This is a genomic window from Kamptonema formosum PCC 10802, from assembly GCF_000332335.1.
Taxonomy (GTDB): domain Bacteria; phylum Cyanobacteriota; class Cyanobacteriia; order Cyanobacteriales; family Oscillatoriaceae; genus Oscillatoria.
Genome location: NZ_KB235950.1, coordinates 79,304 through 95,830 on the forward strand (window position 1 = coordinate 79,304; position 16,527 = coordinate 95,830).

Consider the following 16,527-nt stretch of genomic DNA (forward strand, 5'->3'; position numbering starts at 1 on the left):
CGCGGGGGGGGCCGGCGCGGGGGCACCGCCCTTACCGTCTGGGGGGGGCGCAGGCGTCTCGCCCCCTCTGCCGGTGTGAGGGGCTGACTTTTGAGTTTTTTGTGCTGACTTCTGTGTTCTGACTCGCTGAGTTTTCACTGCTGGCTCAGAGGGGGGGGGAGGGGAGACGGCTGTGCTGCAGGTGTCTGGGGTGAGTTGTGACTCCTGAGTTTTGAAGGGTGCCCAGAGCAGCCCGTCGTTGGCCCAGCCGGCAAAGGCTGTTTCATCCGCCTTGCTGGCTACTACAAAATCGAAGACAATTCCTCCCCCGGGTTTGACGCGGGGCGCGGCGTGAATTAATTCCCCAATGGCTTGCAGGCGAGCGCGAACGCTGTTAACGTTAACACCGCGTTCGGCCAGGGCCGGCACCGGCGCGAACTCAAAGCGCCAAGCTCGCCCGCCACTCTGGAGCGCTACACCGACCCGGTCGCTTTCTTCTGGTTTCAAGGCGATTGGGATTTGTGAGAGCGCTGTTGCTGCGACGGTGCCGGTGCTGGGGGGCTCTGGGACATCCTCAGGGGGGGGCGGTTCGCCCGCCGCCCCTGCAGACGGAGGCGGGGGGGAGGGCGCAGGCTCCGACAAGCTGAGATCCTCGCTTTTGACGATCGCTGCTAGCTGCTGCAGCGCAGAAGTGATATCCGGTGGGGGATTTGACGACCGGCGCGTGGCAATCACCCCTTCCAACATTGTGGTGCCACCGATCAGGGCATCCATTCCTTCACCTGTGAGCACCACTTGTTGCGACCGCAAATCTCGCAGGTAACTCTCCATATAGTGTGCGAGTTGCTCCGCTTCTCTCACCCCTACCATTCCCGACAGACCTTTGAGCGAATGAAAACTGCGCAAGAGTTCGTCCAGCAGCGACCGCTCGATTGCTGGCTGGTTCACAAGCGGTTCTAGCGCCAGCAAATTGCGGCGCACAACCGTCATGTGTTCCTCACATTCGGCAAAATAATCGTCGAGGAATTCATCAAAAAAATGGGGTTTGCTAACGTCCGTAGACACGAGTATCTCTCTATTCCTAATTCAAAAAGCTGTTTGCTTGTGCGATAAGTGTCCGGGGCTCAAACGGTTTTGTCATGTAGGACGAAGCGCCAGCTGCCAGGGCCGCAGTTCGGGTGGTCGTGTCGCTTCTCGTCGTCAGTACAATCACAGGAATTGAGCTGTAAAAATCATAAGAGCGGACAAACTTGAGCACCTCCAAACCGTGTATGTCGGGCATGTTCAAGTCCAGGATAATCAAATCCACCGGCGCTTGCTTTAAGTGCCCGACCGCCAGTTGCTCAACGGCTTCGAGTCCGTTCCCCGCTTCTTCAAAATGTACGTTTCTCAACTCTCTCAGCGACGAAATCACCATTCGCCGCATCGTTGGCGAATCATCTACGACTAGGATTTTCATAGGTTAGTTTTTCATGGCAGTTCCCATCAGCTCACCGGCCTTTAAGACTGAGCGCCGGCAGTCCGTGTCAGACTTCCGAAGTCAGGGGGCAGCGGGCAGAAATAGGAACCCGCAGTCTGCCGTCCAACTTTGGGAAATTTCCTGTAGAGAATTCTGAACTTTAACTTCTGAATTCTTTGAAATACTTTTCTCCGGCGGCAGTCAGTTATGCTATAATTCTAATGCAGCAACTCGCTCACCTGTGTGGCGAGCGTTTGCGGGTCGAATGGCTTGGTCATATAGCGCGATGCGCCGGCTCCAATTGCGGTCATGTGGGTGTATTGGTCTCCTTTGGTCGTCAGCACGACTATCGGAATGTCGCTATGGCTCAGGTGTTCGCGCACAAACTTCAGCACGTCCATCCCGTGCATGTCGGGCATGTTCAAATCGAGAATCATTAAGTCCACTGACGCTATCGCCAACTGTTCAATCGCTTCCAGACCGTTGCTCGCTTCCTCAAACTTGACGTCAGCTAAGTTGCGCAGCGACGCCATCACCATCCGCCGCATGGTTGCTGAATCATCCACTACCAAAATTTGTCTCATAGGTCTCTCCTGTTGAGTGTGCCGGCAGGCCAGTTTAGCCGGAACAGTTACCATTATGGTGTTTCTCTCTCTCGCTGCGGCAAGCCTCTCACCCCCACTTTCCCTCCCCTGGTTTGAATAAAAACTCTTTTTCTCCCATCCCCCCTCTCCCGGTGTCTCCCCCAGTTCCGGAGGACAGAGCGGCTAAGGCTTAGGCTCGGTGAGGAGTAATGGTTTTTGCTTCTGAGCTGTCCCGCTAGCTGTTGGCAGCCGGCGCAAGAGTTGCTCTCTGCCGAAAAATTGTACAGTTCAGGTACGTTCCGCCGATCGCCGTTTTTTTCCCAGGGGGTTTTTGGCCCCACTCTCCTACCGGCCCTGTGGGAAGTGCCTGTCCAGCAAATCCTGGCCGCGAGCGCCCATCAACTCAAGCAACTCCTCAATCCGTTTCAAGGCCAGCGGTAATGGCTGAGTCCGTCCATTTTCCCAGCGGTTCACGCTCTGAAATGAAACCCCCAGCTGTGCGGCAAACTTCTGTTGCGACAGTCCCAGCCGTCGCCTGGTCTCCCGGACGAGCTGTGCAATTTCCTGCTGTTGCGTCACTGGCATGTTTCTATGCCTCTGATCTTCTGCGATCCCAGCATATAACATCTGGTATAAGTTGAGGGCAGTTTTTATTATTTTCTTAACAAAGCTGGCAGCACCGGCGCTTCGTGGCCGATATCTCCATGCCGGCACCGGCCCGCCGGTGGCCGGCAGGCACTCTCTGCTGTCAGCTCGTACCGTTCCCCACAGAGAGGGACCCCACCCCGCTCAAAGAAATTGCCTATAGTTCTTAAAGCCAGCAAGTGTCAAGCTGCTATACCTAATTAATCATAACATAGCGGCGGAGCGGACCGGCGGCGAGAAACCAGGGTTCTTTAAGCTACCTGGTTTCTTGAGGTTCTGTTTATTTTTGCCGGCTCCCTGAAGGGAGACTTTAAACTTGGCTTGAGGTGGCTCCGGCCTGATGACTACCGAGCCGGCACACACTTCTACCTATTTTGTCTTTTAGATTTGGAATTTTGGATTGACATCACAGCAGTAAGCATTTCTATTTATAGGAAATTTTTGCGGAATTTGAGGGCAAACTTAACGCTGATTTACAAAATAATTTCTCTCAGCCATCTATCCGGAAAATATGGCCGCAATAATTGGCAGAATATAGCAGCAATCATATTGGTTCTAACAATAGAAGCTTCGGGAGCTCTGGAGCAAGGGAGGCCGGAATGTAGGTTTCCTAAATGCTTACTGCTATATAGACGTAGGGCAGGCGTCCCGCCCCCCCCTGAAGGTCTAATGTTCTAACGTAAGTGAATACTGCTATAGCAGTATGCACTTAGATAAAAACATTAATAGTAGATCGGACAAAAAACAAGGCACGAGTCATAGCGCATGGGGCATAGCGCATGGGGCATAGCGCATGGGGCATGGCGCATGGGGAAGACTCACAGCTTTTGCCCCACTCCCGCCGCAATGCCCAATGCCCAATGCCAAATTGCATGTCCTAACCTAACTGACTATCGCTATGTTTGACTGCGATAAAATTTAAATTTAGCTGTATTTTTCTCTTAAATACCCGCTCCTAGCAAAAACAAGTTTAAAAGCAGATTTAACCACATTATATAGCAGCCGTCATATTGGTTAGAACAATAGGAGCTTCGGGAGCGAAGGAGCAAAGGAGGCCGGAATGTAGATTTCCTAAATGCTTACTGCTCTATAGACGTATGTACGGCGTCCGCCGAGCCTGAATATCTAATGTTCTAACCTAAGTGCATACTGCTATAGCCTTTTCATAAATCAAGCGATTATCGTTGACTTCTGACAGCGTATAAACTCGGTTTATTTGAGAAACAGGGTTTCTGGCACCCACAGCTCTCACAAATCATTGAGAACTGCTATATCCCCTGGCGACTGTATCCAGGGGCAGGGGCGAAGATCCCCTCACCCCTACGTCCCGTATGGCTATTGCGGCTAGACAAACCAAGTCTTCCTGCGCGGACAAGTGTAGAAGGCGAGTGTTCTACAGATCCCGAATTCCCAACTTTGAAACTCCCCCTAAAGCCCTGATTTTACCCTAGTTACAAAGGGAAAATTGGGTGAGGTTCTAAATCGCATAGCTTTCCCCAATCCGGTGAACCTTAATCAGATTGGTGACGCCGGTGATGGGAAGAGGCAAACCGGCAATAATCGCAACCGTGTCTCCCTTGGCGACAAATCCATGCTCGACAACTGCCCGCTCCACTAATGCTATCATCTCATCTGTACTGGAAACCTCTTGCATTTGCAGGGACTGAACCCCCCAGTTGAGAGCCAGCCGCCGCTGCACCGACTCTGAGGGCGTTACCGCAATTACAGGGATAGGCTGGCGGTATTTGGAGAGCACGCGAGCGGTGAACCCCTTTTCTGTAAAGCAAATGATCGCCTTAGCCTTTAAGTTTTCCGCCAGCTGGCAAGCCGCATGAGCCACGGAGTTGGAAATTTGGTGTTCTTTGACGCCATTGAGATAATGGGGAGAGCGAATCAAATCCGCCTCCACTGTTTCGGCGATGCGCGCCATTGTTTTTACCGCTTCCACCGGGTAGCGCCCGACTGCAGTTTCTCCGGAAAGCATCAGGGCGTCTGTACCGTCGAAGATGGCGTTGGCGATGTCGGAAACTTCGGCGCGGGTTGGCCTGGGATTGAGGAGCATCGACTCCAGCATTTGAGTGGCGGTGATCGCCGGCTTGAGGTGGCTGCGGCAAGTCTGGATAATCAATTTCTGGACCAGGGGAACTCGTTCCAAGGGAAGCTCAACGCCCAAGTCTCCCCGCGCCACCATAATCACATCGGCGGCGTCTACGATGGCTTCTAAGTCATCAATGGCTTCGTGGCGCTCCACTTTGGCGATGACGTGGGCGGTTTTTTCTTTGCGCCTGATTGCCCCTTTGACTTCTTTGATATCCGAGGCTTCCCTGACAAAGGATAGTGCCACATAATCCACATCTTGGCTCAACCCGAAATCTAAGTCTTCGATGTCTTTTTGTGTCAGGGCTGGGGTGGAGATGGAGGAGTTAGAGAGGTTAATTCCCTTGTGACTTTTTAAGGGTCCGCCATGAATGACTGTTCCCTGGATTTCGGTGCCGGTGACTCTCTCAGCACGGATGCAGAGCAGTCCGTCGTCGATGAGGATGGGGTCGCCTTCTTTTACGTCTGAGAAGAGTCCTTTATAGGTGGTGCTAAATCGCTCTGCTGTGCCGGTGACTGGTTTGATGGTGATGGTGGTTTTTTGTCCTGGGCTGAGGAAGATACCTTCTTCCATATCTCCGACTCGGATTTTGGGACCTTGCAAATCGAGGAGGAGTGCCAGGGGCTTGTTCAGTTCGGAGGCGATTTGCCGGAGGGTGAGAATGTTTTTCTCGTGGGTGGAGTAGTCTCCGTGGGAAAAGTTCAGCCGGGCGACATTCATGCCGGCTTCTATCATTGCTTTAATCGTGATGGCATCGGAACTAGCCGGCCCAATTGTGCAGATAATCTTGGTTTTGCGCATAACAGCTGATTTTTAGTCTATCCGATCAATGCGGCTCATTGGCAAGCTTAGCACGCAGATTGAAATCTTGCTGTCACCCTCTTGACAGAACGCTGAACTGTGAATATAATATTAATCTATCAGGCGTTTGAGGGCGAAGCGTGAGCGTTTTTAAATTTCGGCTGGGTGGTAAAGAGAGTGGCGCTCACGCGCTCTTCCCGAGAAGAGCCGGTGAACGTGACTTGATATAACACCGGCTTTGGGCAGGGTTTGGCCCACTGTAGCCCCATCTGTACTGAACGGTTCAGTTTTTGAGGGCCAGCGAGTGGAGTTCTGCGCTTGTGACGCCGGTATGGGGCATGGGGGCATGGGGGCATTGGGCATGGGGCGCAGGGAATTGGTAGGGGCGGGTTCTAGACGTTGTTGGGACACCGTGAAGAAGATGAATAAACCCGCCCCCCCACTACGGGGGGCAATTGGGCATTGGGGCATTGGGCATTGGGGTGATGGTCAATTCTTACTTACCGTCTGACACCTACCCCCTAACCCCTAACCCCTAACCCCTGACGGGCATGGGAGATGGCCAAGCCGGCAGCTAAGGCATAACTTTACATTAGAGGGTTGTTCTTTACAGAAAGTTTAAATGCGGGCCGTTGACAGGTGTCTATCCTCAGAAGTAGAGTATATATATATCAAAATAGGTGACAGAAAATTAAGGGGTTCAACGCCCTACTCACACAAGTGGAACTTCTGTCAAGGGGTTTGTGGGTGCTGGAGGTAACTGTGTGGCAGTGCCGAAAGGCCAGGAACAGAAATGTTGGCCCGTTGGCGAACGCATCGGCGATCGCCTCGGCTTGGATCGCCGGCTGCCGCGCTTTTGGCCCACAGTCCGCCGCACTGCTGGGCTGGCAGTATTGTTTGAGATTGTGCCTTAAATTGAGGCATCCATTTATAGAGCTGGCATCGTGCAGCACTGCGTGCCGGTGGCACTCATACAATTGTAATCCGCTTGCAGTATTTAGAGCCAGTGGCTCTTTTTTACCAAGAGCGGTGTTAGAGGTGTATTGAAACAAATGGCTGTCCTTGAGTAATCTCGGATAGCTAGGTTTTTGCGTGAGAAAATTTTGCTGATTTAGGGGCAAGAATAGCCAGTGTAAATGATTGCTGGACTCAACAGTCAGGGGACATAAACCTGCGGACTGCCAGACTGCTCATGTCCGAATTGAAGGGCTCAAAAAAAAATGAAATTTTCTCCTCAGGGGCATTAACATTGTGGTGAGGGGAGATTACAGTAGAGGATGTGTGTAAAAACGTACAATTTCAACAGGGTTGCTCGGAGAATGACCTGTAGTGAGGCTCGCAAAAAGCGAGTTCCGTGACGACGGGGACTGAGGAAGATGAAAATTAGTGTTTCAAACACCCACTTTGTCATGCTATAGCGGTAGCATAGAATATAGAAGATCCCATTTTTGGCAGCTGTGGGAGCGTCAGCGGGAAGAGCTTTACCGCTGCTGTCTTAAGCGGATGGGGAACAGCCCAACCTGTGCGGAGGATGGGCTCCGTCAGGCAATGCTGAAAGCGTGGAATAAAGTACAAGCCGGTGCCAGTCCTAGCGCTAACTTTAAAGCTTGGGTGAGCCGGCTGACTCGTAACCTATGTATAGATATCTTTCGCAGTCAGCAATAACTAGAGAGCGCTTAACTTCCTGATTTGAACGCTAGGAACTTATTTTATGCAGAGAAAAAAACCCAAGAGCAAAACTCGTTCCCTTTCTGTAAACCAGATCCGAAACCTAACCAAGTTAGAAGAGAAGCAACTATTACAGCGCCTTTCCGAAGGCGAAATGAGTGCCTTCTGGCAACTCTGGCAACAGCACCAAAAGTACCTGTATCATCGCTGTATCAGTTGGATGGGAGGCAATCATACCCATGCAGAAGAAGCGCTCAGTCTAGCAATGCTCAAAGCGTTGCAACAACTGCCAGCCTGTGCCGAAAGAATTACCAATCTCCGCGCTTGGCTCACCCGCTTCACCCACAATCTTTGTGTGGATATCCACCGAGAGCGCCGCAGGAAGGCAATAGGAATGGAGAGCCTTGAAGAAATAGCCGTTAAAGAAGAAGAAGCGGTTATCTCTAGCTTAGACTGTCCCGAATCAGCAATTCTACGTGATGAGTTGGGACAGGTCATTCGCGACGCTGTAGACGCTCTTCCTTCCCGACTCCGCACTCCTTTTGTCCTGCTTTACTACCATCAAGTTTCCTATCCAGATATTGCCCAACAACTCGCGCTATCCCAAGATAACGCTTACAAACGCATACAACAGGCGCGAGATATTCTGAAAAAGCGTTTGATAAGGTATTTGTCTGGGGCGGACAATTCCGTGTTAGCGTCCTCCGAAACCTCTTGCAAAAAGAGTAATTTTGTGGTGGTTAGTTCCCAATCGGACTCTCCAGTAGCGATGGATTCAGGGTGCATGATTGCAGCAATCAATTATCAGTTAACAGCGACATGCCTAGAAAAACTGTCTCATGCGTCTTATTGCTCACCCAGCCATCAGGGGTGGAGATAAATGTTTCCCTGGTCTTAGACGAAAAGCCAGCCCGAATTAACCAGAAGATCAAAACATTAAGTCAGTATGTGCAGCAGTATCCCTCTGGATGGAAGAAACGGTTAGAATTGGCGAACCTGCTGTACGCAATGGGCCGTTGGGAGCAGGCGGTTGAGGAGTACCGGCAAGTCATCGAGCGACAGCCCCAATTAATTGAGGTGCGGTTGAAATTGGGGAAAATGTTGCAATTAATGGGACAGGAGCTGGATGCAGCAGCAGTTTATGAGAGGGCCTTGTCCTTGGTAGGCGATGAAGCGACTCGGCAGCATATCGGTGGACTAATTGCAGTTTGCAGGGGTGACACTCAGGGAGCGATTGGGGCTTTTGAGTCAGCCGCTTCCCTAGAACCGGAAAACGCGGCTCACTGGCTGGCTGTGGGGCGGGTGCGGATGGAGACAGAGGATGCACTTGCTGCGGTGCGAGCGTTTGATGCAGTGCTGTCACTGAAGCCAGACGATATAGTGGCGCTGATTGACAGCTACGATGCGCTGATTGCCCTGGGTAATGTCAGGGAAGCGCAGCGGCGGTTGAGCAGGGTGCTGGAGTTGGCTCCCGACGACATCAGGGCACTCAAACGACAGATAGACAATCGCTGCCGGATGAGATTGGTATCGGGGGAGGAGGCGAAGCAGACTAAACAGATGATTAGCTCCGCTCAGCGACAGGCTCCCGATGCGGTGGATGCCTGCGAGTTGCTGGCATATTATCAGATTTTCCAAGGGGAGTGGGCCAAAGGAGTCGGGGTGCTGGCACAGTTTACCGAGGAACACCCGAATAATCCCAGGGGCTGGTATTCCTATGGACGGTGCTTGTTCCGCACGGGTGAATACCAGAGGGCGGCTGAGGCGATGCTGGCAGCGTATCGTCTGTACCCCAAGGATGGCGAAATTTATCAGGCGTTGTGCGAAATTTTGCCGGCGGCGGGGATGACCTCTGGCCCTACGCCGGCAGATCCCCCCCAGCCCCCCTTAAAAGGGGGGGACTCTGAGGAGGCTACGTCTGCAAAGCACACAGAGGGAACCCGTCTGAAAGTCCCCCTTTTTAAGGGGGATTTAGGGGGAGGGAACAGCAACCGGCCTGGAGAGGGGGGTGAAGTCACCCTTGCATCAATAGTAGAGGAGATGCTGGAGCGTTTTCCCCATCGCTGGAGCGTTTGGGCGACGGCGGGGCGGGTGCTGGTGGAACATTTTCAGGAAATTGAGCGGGGGTGCAGTCTCTCTGCGAAGGGGACGCAACTAATGCCGGTGTTGGCGGATGCTTGGTTTCGTCACGGGCGGGTGTTGGCGCTGGCGGGGAAACACCGGCAGGCGGTGGAGGCGTTGGCGCATGGATGGCAGCTGTTGCCAGAAGCGGGGGGCTATCTGGCATCTGTGTCGGCGGCGGTGTGGTTGGGGGAGAGCTATCAGGTGCTGGGGGATGAGGCGGCGAGCCGGCGGTGGTGGGAAGCGGCTTGTGGGCCTGGTTTGGAACTGATGGAGTTTGAGCCGGCTGTGCTTTGTTACTGGCAAGGGAGAGCTTTGGAGGGGTTGGGGGATGTGAGGGGTGCGGTGGAGGCGTATCAACGCGCTTTGAGCCAGCAGTTGCTCTATCCCGAGCGAGGGGAGGTTGAGGGGGCGCTGAAACGGCTGCAAGCTAGGTAGGGAAAGGGTTCTGGTTCTTGGGGGCCGGTTGGTGGGGGCATTGGGTTGGGGAAAAACCGCCTCTAAGTCGAAAAATTCAGAAATTGAGCTGGGGAATCGTCTTTAAGGTGTGAAAGCCTAAAAAGGTATTCAAGTTAAAGAATTTTAATGAGAGGAAAAAATGCCAGCCCCAACCTACCTAAACTGTAACGAGAGTCAGAAAAACCAAGGCCAAAAAGCCTACAATGAAGTTCGCTTCTTATTGGGCAAGGCTAATAGTGCTATAATCAGTTTGCAAAAATACAGCCCGGGACAAAACTACGAACCCAAAGATATAGAGGAGGCGGATCGTTTTTTCAAGTGGTTTGGCTCCATAAATACTGCAAATTTAGCGACTGTCCGCGATCGAGTAATTTATCCTATGGTCAGGCAGTTAGAGAATAACTCTGTAACTATTGAATGTGGAGGAGCTGATTGCGAGCGACGAGATTTTGCTTATGTCACAGCACCTGGTGCAGGATTAGGTGTTGGAATCATAATTAACTTGTGTGAGGCTTTTTTCACAGCCCCCTTATATGGTACTAACTCCCAAGTAGGTACACTGCTCCATGAAATATCACATTTAGTGGGTAACACTAACGATCATAAATACGGTCAAAGCCGATGCTTAGAATTAGCAAAAACAAACCCATTAGAAGCTATAAACAACGCTGACAATTATGAGTATTACCTGGAATCTTTCCATTACTAGGTTTGCGTAATTAGGACAGCAAAGCGAGCGTACCTCTTGTTAATTACAAGAATGCGATTGCTTGTTTAGCTTGAAACGAAGGGGTGCGATTCTCTTTGGTATAGCCTGCTAAAGAGGGGGCGAGCGCTCCCTTTTCTGCTTTTCCTGCCTCGGTTCCTAGTGTAGATGATAGTTGTTTTCGCTCATGATGAGGTACAAGGTTTTGGGCGCAGCATCTGGGAACCCTACCCCCTCCGGTACCTCATTCGGCTGCAAACCGCTATAAGTTAAGAAAAACCCGCGCTAACTCGAAAAATTCAGAAATCATCCCTGGCAGTTGTTTCTAGAAGTGAAGCTAGTTCGCACTGTCTAGCGCACAGAATATATTTACTTAAATGAGCGCATTTTAATTACGTTCGTGCGAACGCTGCTCCTCTTTTTTATTGAAAGAGGGGGAGCGCTTTTAAATTGATGTTGAAAGGGATAAAAGCGCACTTTATAAAGTCTGAGGATGAGGGGCGAGCGCTCTAAATCTGCGCCTAACGCACCCTACTTCGCTTTGTCGGAGGCAAAACGGTTCTTGAACTTGTGGCCGGTTTTACGGGGCAGATTGGGTTAGGGGAAAAAACTCTAACTCGAAAAATTCAGAAATTGGCTGCTGTAATCGTCTTAAGGGTGTAGGGACGCAAGGCGGAAAGACCAACAAATTTTGTGTGCCTATTTGCTCAAGTTTGACGGTCAACTTCCAATGAAAAAGGTCATGCATTTTCTCAAAAAGAGCTGCGATTTTTTGGTAGCAATTGCTCTGTTTTTCGGTGCTGTGAGCAACAGCGCTCTAGCGGCTGGCGATTTAAGCAAAACCTGCAAAGATGCTCAACTTAAAGGCGCGGTTCTATCAGCTAGCTGTCAGAAGGCTAGTAGCTCCGGTTTTCCAAGCTCTATTGATTTAGACCGGCATATTCAAAATGCAAATGGCAACCTGTCTTGGGGGGAGAACGGCTGTCTCTAAAGCGTGCAAATCCCTCGAAATCGCTGACAATAGCACTTTCAAAGATCAATGTAAAACAGTGGACAGCGTTACGGTAAAGGCTACTTCCATTAATTTAAATGAGCATATCGCTAACCTGGATGGAAGCTTGACATACGAACCCTAAAACCGGGCCTTCTATAAAAGTTAGCTGACGCAGCCGTTGCTTTGTTAAGCAACGGCTTCATGTCTGGGAAGAATGAACATATTATGGGAGCATTTATTTTTGACAAACTGACACCGCTATATAGCTATAAAAAAGGCTAACTCGAAAAATTCAGAAAGTGAGAGGCGGAATCGTCTTATAAGCAGAAGACAGGAAAAAGAAAAACTTAATCTTGTCTCCGCCGGTTCAATACCAGCAGAAAAATTTGGCAACCGACAAGAAAATTATGAGGTTCAAGCATGGCAGTTACACAGACAAACGTCACTGATATTTCAGGATTACCCGGACTAGAAAAACTGTGGTCTGAAACAAAAGGCGACTCCCACATCTGTGTGGCCATTCTTGACGGTCCAGTAGACCAGTCTCATCCCTATTTTGACGGTGCCAACCTCACCAGAGTGCAAACCACGATTTCAGAGACGGCTAGCACCGGGCTGATGTCGAGTCACGGAACGCACATTACCAGCGTCATCTTCGGTCAGCATAACAGTTCCGTCCCCGGTATTGCTCCTGGCTGTCGCGGACTGATTGTGCCGGTGTTTTCCGATAATCGCAGAGGTTCGCTTTCCCAGCTAGACCTCGCACGCGCTATCAATCAAGCGGTTGAAGCCGGCGCTCATGTAATTAACATTAGCGGCGGTCAACTGGCTCAAGCGACAGAGGCTGACCCAATACTGGCAAAAGCGGTCAAATTCTGCAATGACAGTGGTGTTCTGATTGTGGCTGCTGCGGGAAATGATGGGTGTCAGTGCCTCCACGTTCCGGCTGCCTTGCCTTCAGTTCTCGCTGTGGGTGCGATGAATGCGCAGGGATTGCCCTTCGATTTCAGTAATTGGGGGGAGACATATCAAACCCAAGGCATTCTCGCTCCTGGTGAAAACATCCAGGGTGCGGAATCGGGGGGCGGTACGGTTCTGAAAAGCGGTACCAGCTTTGCGACTCCTATTGTATCTGGAATTGTGGCGCTGCTGCTGAGCGTGCAGCTGCAACGTGGTGAAAAGCCCGACCCCCACGCTGTCCGTGAGGCGCTTCTCAAGAGCGCTTTGCCTTGCAACCCAGAAGCGGTTTCAGATTGCCGTCGCTTTTTGGTCGGAAGTCTCAATATTCCTGGGGCTTATGCCCTGATTGCAGGACGAGGAAGGAAAGAAGTGTCTGAGGAGAAATTAGAGGAAGCGATGATTCAACCTAGTGACGCGACTAGCCTCAATCTAGAACCGTCCGCCAACCAGCTGCCAGATGTTGCCGTGCCGGTGGCAGAAGTCACAACAGCTGAATTTGTCTCAACAACTGTAAAGAATTTGGAAAATACAATGACTGTAACGCCTAGCCAACTAGCAACACCTTCTGTCACGCCCAGCAGCGTGGTGGCTTCTGAAAACTGCGGCTGTAACGGTGCCGGTGCAAAATCTCTAGTTTACGCCCTGGGAACAGTTAGTTACGATTTCGGCACCGAGGCTCGTCGAGATAGCTTTAAACAGCTAATGCCAATGGTTGAAGGCAATCCGCCTTTCCCGGCCAATCCATACGTAGTTAGCCAGATGGTGAATTATCTCGAGCCAAACCCCTACGAAGCAAAATCGCTGATTTGGACGTTAAACCTAGAGCTAACACCGATTTACGCAATTGAACCTGTTGGTTCTTTTGCCGAGCAAGCTTATCAGCACCTGATTTCAGCTATCAAGGGGCAAATCAAACCCGAAGACGATCCTGAATATATTTCCAGGGTTTCAATTCCTGGTGTGTTGACAGGCAAGAACGTCAGGCTATTTTCTGGGCAAGTTGTTCCCGTGATCGCCCCAGAAGTTCGCGGGATGTACGAGTGGAACGTCAACCAATTGGTAACACTGGCGGTTAATGCAGCAAAAGCAAGCGCTACAGCAACGCAGGCTGCTCAGCAGGAGCAAGCTACGCGAGCTTCTCTGAAGGAGTTTCTCAATCGTATGTACTACGAATTTCGGAATCTGGGTCAAACATCCCAGGAGCGAGCGCTCAATTTCGCGGCGACGAATGCGTTCCAAGCAGCACAAGCGTTTAGCGAGGCAACGAGTAAGGGGATGCAGCTTGACCGTATTGAAACAGAAAAAAGCCCGTTCTGTCGGATGGATTCAGATTGTTGGGATGTCAAACTGAAGTTTTTCGATCCGGAAAATGACGACCGGGCGAAAAAAGTATATCGCTTCACTGTGGATGTGAGCGATACTATGCCAGTCACGATTGGCGAGGTGCGTACCTGGTCTGTCTCGGACTAAAAAGCTGCATCAAACTTTATTTAATTTCTGCCAAAGGTTCTACAAGAAGAAACCCTCATGAATAATTTGCCAAAGCAATCTCAGCCCGTGGTTCGTAATATTAACACGACATCCCCCTTATTGAATAGTTCAGGGGCCAGCATTTCCGACTACACGAGCTGTTACAACTTAAAAGGTCTGGCCAGGAATCTCTGTATGGCTGCGTATTAGGAATCGGGGATTGCCGGGCAAAAATCACTCAAACAGGAGAAACCGCGATGAAAGTTCCTATCCAAGCCGGACACGTACCGCGTTACCAGCGGTAATTGTTCGGAGACAACAGACAAGCAAACACTCAAGAAAAAATCAGGAAAAGTTATGAACCTTCCCAAGCAAGTTGCCCCCGTGGAACGGACGCTCACTCCGGCTGCAATTTCAGGACAAAGTGGTGTTGAAGCCAGCGCCTGGTATGATACCCTGCTGGAAGTTGCAAAGAAAGTAGCTCCAATTGCCACAACCGTTCTGGGCAGTCTCTAATTTAGGCAGCTTAATCAGCCTCGCTTAAAGGCTGTAACAAAATTCCTCGTTCGGGGGTTGCTCAAAACTCCCGAACGACTCCTAAAAACATCAAGGATAAAGAGGCAAAATCATGAACCTTCCCAAACAATCTGCACCCGTCGAACGCACCCTCGCTCCGACTGCAATTTCAGGGCAAACTGGTGTTGAAGCCAGCGCATGGTATGACACAGTTCTGGATGTTGTCAAGACCGTTGCCCCAATTGCTGCCCCAATTCTGACCTCTTTGATCTAACTCTGAACCATGCTCCCTAGCCTGGGTTGCTAGCAAACAGTAGCCCGATCACTTGCTCGGTGGTTGCACGCCGAACAACTACCGAGCATCTCTAAAAGGGCTGAGTAACCTTCGCTGCCAAGTCAAACTGCTAATGAACAGGCGCTAAACAACGGCACAATGAATCTGACTTCTTTACCAGTTGAATCTATCTCTGATACTGCCTTCTTGACAGCTGCCTATCGCGCCTTGGAAACCCAGCGCCCAGACGCTCTCTTCCAAGATACCCACGCCCAAATTTTAGCTGGGGAGCGGGGCAAAAAGCTCGTCGAGGCCATGCCAGGGGGAAAAGCAGGAGCATCAGGCTGTGCCGTGCGTACTTGCGTGATGGATGAGCTGATTCTGCGGACTGTCAAAGAAGACGGGGTTGATACAGTGCTGAACTTGGGAGCTGGTCTGGATACGAGACCTTATCGGCTGCCTTTGCCGACTTCCCTGCGTTGGTGCGAGTGCGACTTGCCAGTTGTCCTAGCCTACAAAGCCAACAAACTTGCCGGCGTGCAGCCGAGGTGCGTTCTGGAATCGGTTTCGCTGGACGTTACTGATATCATTGCAAGGCAGATGTTCTTCCAGGGTGTCGGTATAGCAGCAAAACGGGTACTGGCGGTTACGGAAGGGCTGCTCATTTATATGACTGCCGAGCAAGTAGCCGCACTGGCTGCTGACCTGTACGCACAGCCCCAGTTTCGGTGGTGGCTGACGGATCTGGCCTCGCCCAGTGCGTTGCGATATTTCCAGAAAAGCATAGGTGGGTCGCTTAATTCCAGCGAAGCAACCTTGCAATTCGCCCCCGAAGAAGGAACTGAATTCTTTCGGCGATATGGTTGGATGAGCGTGGAATTTCGCTCCCTGCTGGAGGAGGGGCAGCGCTTGCAGCGGGAAGTCTTGCCCAAATCGCTGCTGGCTCAATTAGAAGCGCCGGAACATTGGGAAATGTGGCGGAAGATGTCTGGCTTCGTTTTGCTGAACCGCCACTAAAGCTGAAGTCAGGGTTGAGGTATATTCTTCCGGAAAATACTGCCATGCTTCAGTATAACTCGCTCCATTAATCCAGCACATGAAGTTGTCTTTGTATCCCCAAAGGAGCGCTTATGAAACTTCCGAACCAGTCTCTCCCCGTGAGTAGGAGATATCTCATCCAGCCGGACTTGGTATTAGTGTCTGTTAAAGACAGTAAAGGCAGGTTGAGCCGCCGGGAATATCAGTACGTGCACGGTTCAAATCCCAATCCGAACGCTCCCATGAAATTTTCCGAGCCGGCTGACTGTGGGTGCCCTATATTTTCAGGCGTGTCAATGGCGATGTGCTTTGCCGCCTGTGGCATTTTTTGAGGGAGAAATTTGGCTCAATTGGCTAACCATTTTTTAACTGCAATACAATCCTAAAACTAGGATTTAAACTGTGGGAGTCTGAAAAATAAGGAGAAAAAACATGAAACTTCCAATTCAAGCTGCAGCTGTCTCCCGACACATTAATACAACTCTACCACAAAACACGGTAGGTTGCGGAGTGAAATCTTCAGGGTTTTGCTTTTATGGAGCTGGTGATGACCCGTTGGCGTGGACGCGGGCGCAGGCGCAGTATGGATATTGCCCTGGTACAAATGCCAAGGTTTGGGTTAATAATATAGGGGACGGACAGAATGCCTGTACGGCGGGTTTGTTTCGTTAACCAATAACTCCGAAATAGGGAGCGTTACAGGATACAATCGCCCCCCTTACACCAACTCGCACATCCGCGCAACTCTGCAATAA

The 16,527-nt window shown here is 51.0% G+C and carries 17 protein-coding genes; 10 read left to right on the forward strand and 7 right to left on the reverse strand.

The window, feature by feature from the left end:
- From OSC10802_RS43160 to OSC10802_RS52020, 7 genes are all read right to left on the reverse strand, one after another.
- Positions 1–1,044: Hpt domain-containing protein (locus OSC10802_RS43160; RefSeq protein ID WP_020480619.1), on the reverse strand; the 1,044-nt coding region annotated here is incomplete at its 3' end.
- 16 nt (positions 1,045–1,060) lie between these two features.
- On the reverse strand, positions 1,061–1,438 hold the full coding sequence (locus OSC10802_RS0134200) for a response regulator (RefSeq protein WP_026099057.1): 378 nt from the start codon (positions 1,436–1,438) through the stop codon (positions 1,061–1,063).
- Between the two features lie 218 nt (positions 1,439–1,656).
- Positions 1,657–2,022 (reverse strand): response regulator, encoded by a 366-nt coding sequence (locus tag OSC10802_RS0134205; RefSeq protein WP_026099058.1) that lies wholly within the window; start codon positions 2,020–2,022, stop codon positions 1,657–1,659.
- Between the two features lie 345 nt (positions 2,023–2,367).
- Entirely contained in the window at positions 2,368–2,607 is a 240-nt protein-coding gene (locus tag OSC10802_RS0134210; RefSeq protein WP_026099059.1) for a helix-turn-helix domain-containing protein, read from the reverse strand.
- 68 nt (positions 2,608–2,675) lie between these two features.
- Positions 2,676–2,846, reverse strand: a complete 171-nt coding sequence (locus OSC10802_RS52015; RefSeq protein ID WP_155969080.1) for a hypothetical protein — start codon at positions 2,844–2,846, stop codon at positions 2,676–2,678.
- A 1,298-nt stretch (positions 2,847–4,144) separates the two neighbouring features.
- Positions 4,145–5,566: a pyruvate kinase gene (gene pyk, locus OSC10802_RS0134215; protein ID WP_017721268.1), complete on the reverse strand. Its 1,422-nt coding sequence runs from the start codon at positions 5,564–5,566 to the stop codon at positions 4,145–4,147.
- Between the two features lie 150 nt (positions 5,567–5,716).
- Positions 5,717–5,977, reverse strand: a complete 261-nt coding sequence (locus OSC10802_RS52020; RefSeq protein ID WP_155969082.1) for a hypothetical protein — start codon at positions 5,975–5,977, stop codon at positions 5,717–5,719.
- A 353-nt stretch (positions 5,978–6,330) separates the two neighbouring features.
- On the opposite strand from OSC10802_RS52020, the gene OSC10802_RS52025 reads away from it, so the two are divergent.
- The 10 genes from OSC10802_RS52025 to OSC10802_RS52035 all read left to right on the forward strand — a co-directional run bounded on the left by OSC10802_RS52025 (position 6,331) and on the right by OSC10802_RS52035 (position 16,104).
- The gene (locus tag OSC10802_RS52025; protein WP_155969084.1) at positions 6,331–6,480 is read left to right on the forward strand and encodes a hypothetical protein; all 150 of its coding nucleotides are present in this window, start codon (positions 6,331–6,333) and stop codon (positions 6,478–6,480) included.
- 472 nt (positions 6,481–6,952) lie between these two features.
- Positions 6,953–7,231, forward strand: a complete 279-nt coding sequence (locus OSC10802_RS52030; protein WP_071593411.1) for an RNA polymerase sigma factor — start codon at positions 6,953–6,955, stop codon at positions 7,229–7,231.
- 46 nt (positions 7,232–7,277) lie between these two features.
- Positions 7,278–8,114 (forward strand): RNA polymerase sigma factor, encoded by an 837-nt coding sequence (locus tag OSC10802_RS0134230; protein WP_017721271.1) that lies wholly within the window; start codon positions 7,278–7,280, stop codon positions 8,112–8,114.
- Complete coding sequence (locus OSC10802_RS56040) at positions 8,054–9,793, forward strand: tetratricopeptide repeat protein (protein ID WP_082218472.1); 1,740 nt, start codon at positions 8,054–8,056, stop codon at positions 9,791–9,793. Before OSC10802_RS0134230 ends, OSC10802_RS56040 begins: the two co-directional genes overlap by 61 nt.
- A 160-nt stretch (positions 9,794–9,953) precedes the next feature.
- Complete coding sequence (locus OSC10802_RS43165) at positions 9,954–10,523, forward strand: M35 family metalloendopeptidase (RefSeq protein ID WP_017721273.1); 570 nt, start codon at positions 9,954–9,956, stop codon at positions 10,521–10,523.
- Between the two features lie 700 nt (positions 10,524–11,223).
- On the forward strand, positions 11,224–11,511 hold the full coding sequence (locus OSC10802_RS0134245; protein WP_155969086.1) for a CVNH domain-containing protein: 288 nt from the start codon (positions 11,224–11,226) through the stop codon (positions 11,509–11,511).
- Positions 11,512–11,934: 423 nt separating this feature from the next.
- Positions 11,935–13,944, forward strand: a complete 2,010-nt coding sequence (locus OSC10802_RS0134250; RefSeq protein WP_017721275.1) for a S8 family peptidase — start codon at positions 11,935–11,937, stop codon at positions 13,942–13,944.
- A gap of 357 nt (positions 13,945–14,301) precedes the next feature.
- Positions 14,302–14,460 carry a hypothetical protein gene (locus OSC10802_RS53665; RefSeq protein ID WP_017721276.1) on the forward strand — a complete coding sequence of 53 codons (159 nt, stop codon included), beginning with the start codon at positions 14,302–14,304 and terminating at the stop codon, positions 14,458–14,460.
- A gap of 433 nt (positions 14,461–14,893) precedes the next feature.
- Entirely contained in the window at positions 14,894–15,751 is an 858-nt protein-coding gene (locus tag OSC10802_RS0134265; RefSeq protein WP_017721278.1) for a class I SAM-dependent methyltransferase, read from the forward strand.
- A gap of 113 nt (positions 15,752–15,864) precedes the next feature.
- A complete protein-coding gene (locus OSC10802_RS52035; protein WP_155969088.1) occupies positions 15,865–16,104 on the forward strand; it encodes a hypothetical protein in 240 nt (79 codons plus the stop codon).
- The last annotated feature ends 423 nt before the right edge of the window (positions 16,105–16,527 follow it).

Bases quoted from the DNA above. Each gene is read 5' to 3' on its own strand.
- OSC10802_RS0134200 (WP_026099057.1), bottom strand. From the start codon at position 1,438: ATGAAAATCCTAGTCGTAGATGATTCGCCAACGATGCGGCGAATGGTG.
- OSC10802_RS0134205 (WP_026099058.1), bottom strand. From the start codon at position 2,022: ATGAGACAAATTTTGGTAGTGGATGATTCAGCAACCATGCGGCGGATG.
- OSC10802_RS0134210 (WP_026099059.1), bottom strand. From the start codon at position 2,607: ATGCCAGTGACGCAACAGCAGGAAATTGCACAGCTCGTCCGGGAGACC.
- pyk (WP_017721268.1), bottom strand. From the start codon at position 5,566: ATGCGCAAAACCAAGATTATCTGCACAATTGGGCCGGCTAGTTCCGAT.
- OSC10802_RS0134230 (WP_017721271.1), top strand. From the start codon at position 7,278: ATGCAGAGAAAAAAACCCAAGAGCAAAACTCGTTCCCTTTCTGTAAAC.
- OSC10802_RS56040 (WP_082218472.1), top strand. From the start codon at position 8,054: ATGCCTAGAAAAACTGTCTCATGCGTCTTATTGCTCACCCAGCCATCA.
- OSC10802_RS43165 (WP_017721273.1), top strand. From the start codon at position 9,954: ATGCCAGCCCCAACCTACCTAAACTGTAACGAGAGTCAGAAAAACCAA.
- OSC10802_RS0134250 (WP_017721275.1), top strand. From the start codon at position 11,935: ATGGCAGTTACACAGACAAACGTCACTGATATTTCAGGATTACCCGGA.
- OSC10802_RS53665 (WP_017721276.1), top strand. From the start codon at position 14,302: ATGAACCTTCCCAAGCAAGTTGCCCCCGTGGAACGGACGCTCACTCCG.
- OSC10802_RS0134265 (WP_017721278.1), top strand. From the start codon at position 14,894: ATGAATCTGACTTCTTTACCAGTTGAATCTATCTCTGATACTGCCTTC.
- OSC10802_RS52035 (WP_155969088.1), top strand. From the start codon at position 15,865: ATGAAACTTCCGAACCAGTCTCTCCCCGTGAGTAGGAGATATCTCATC.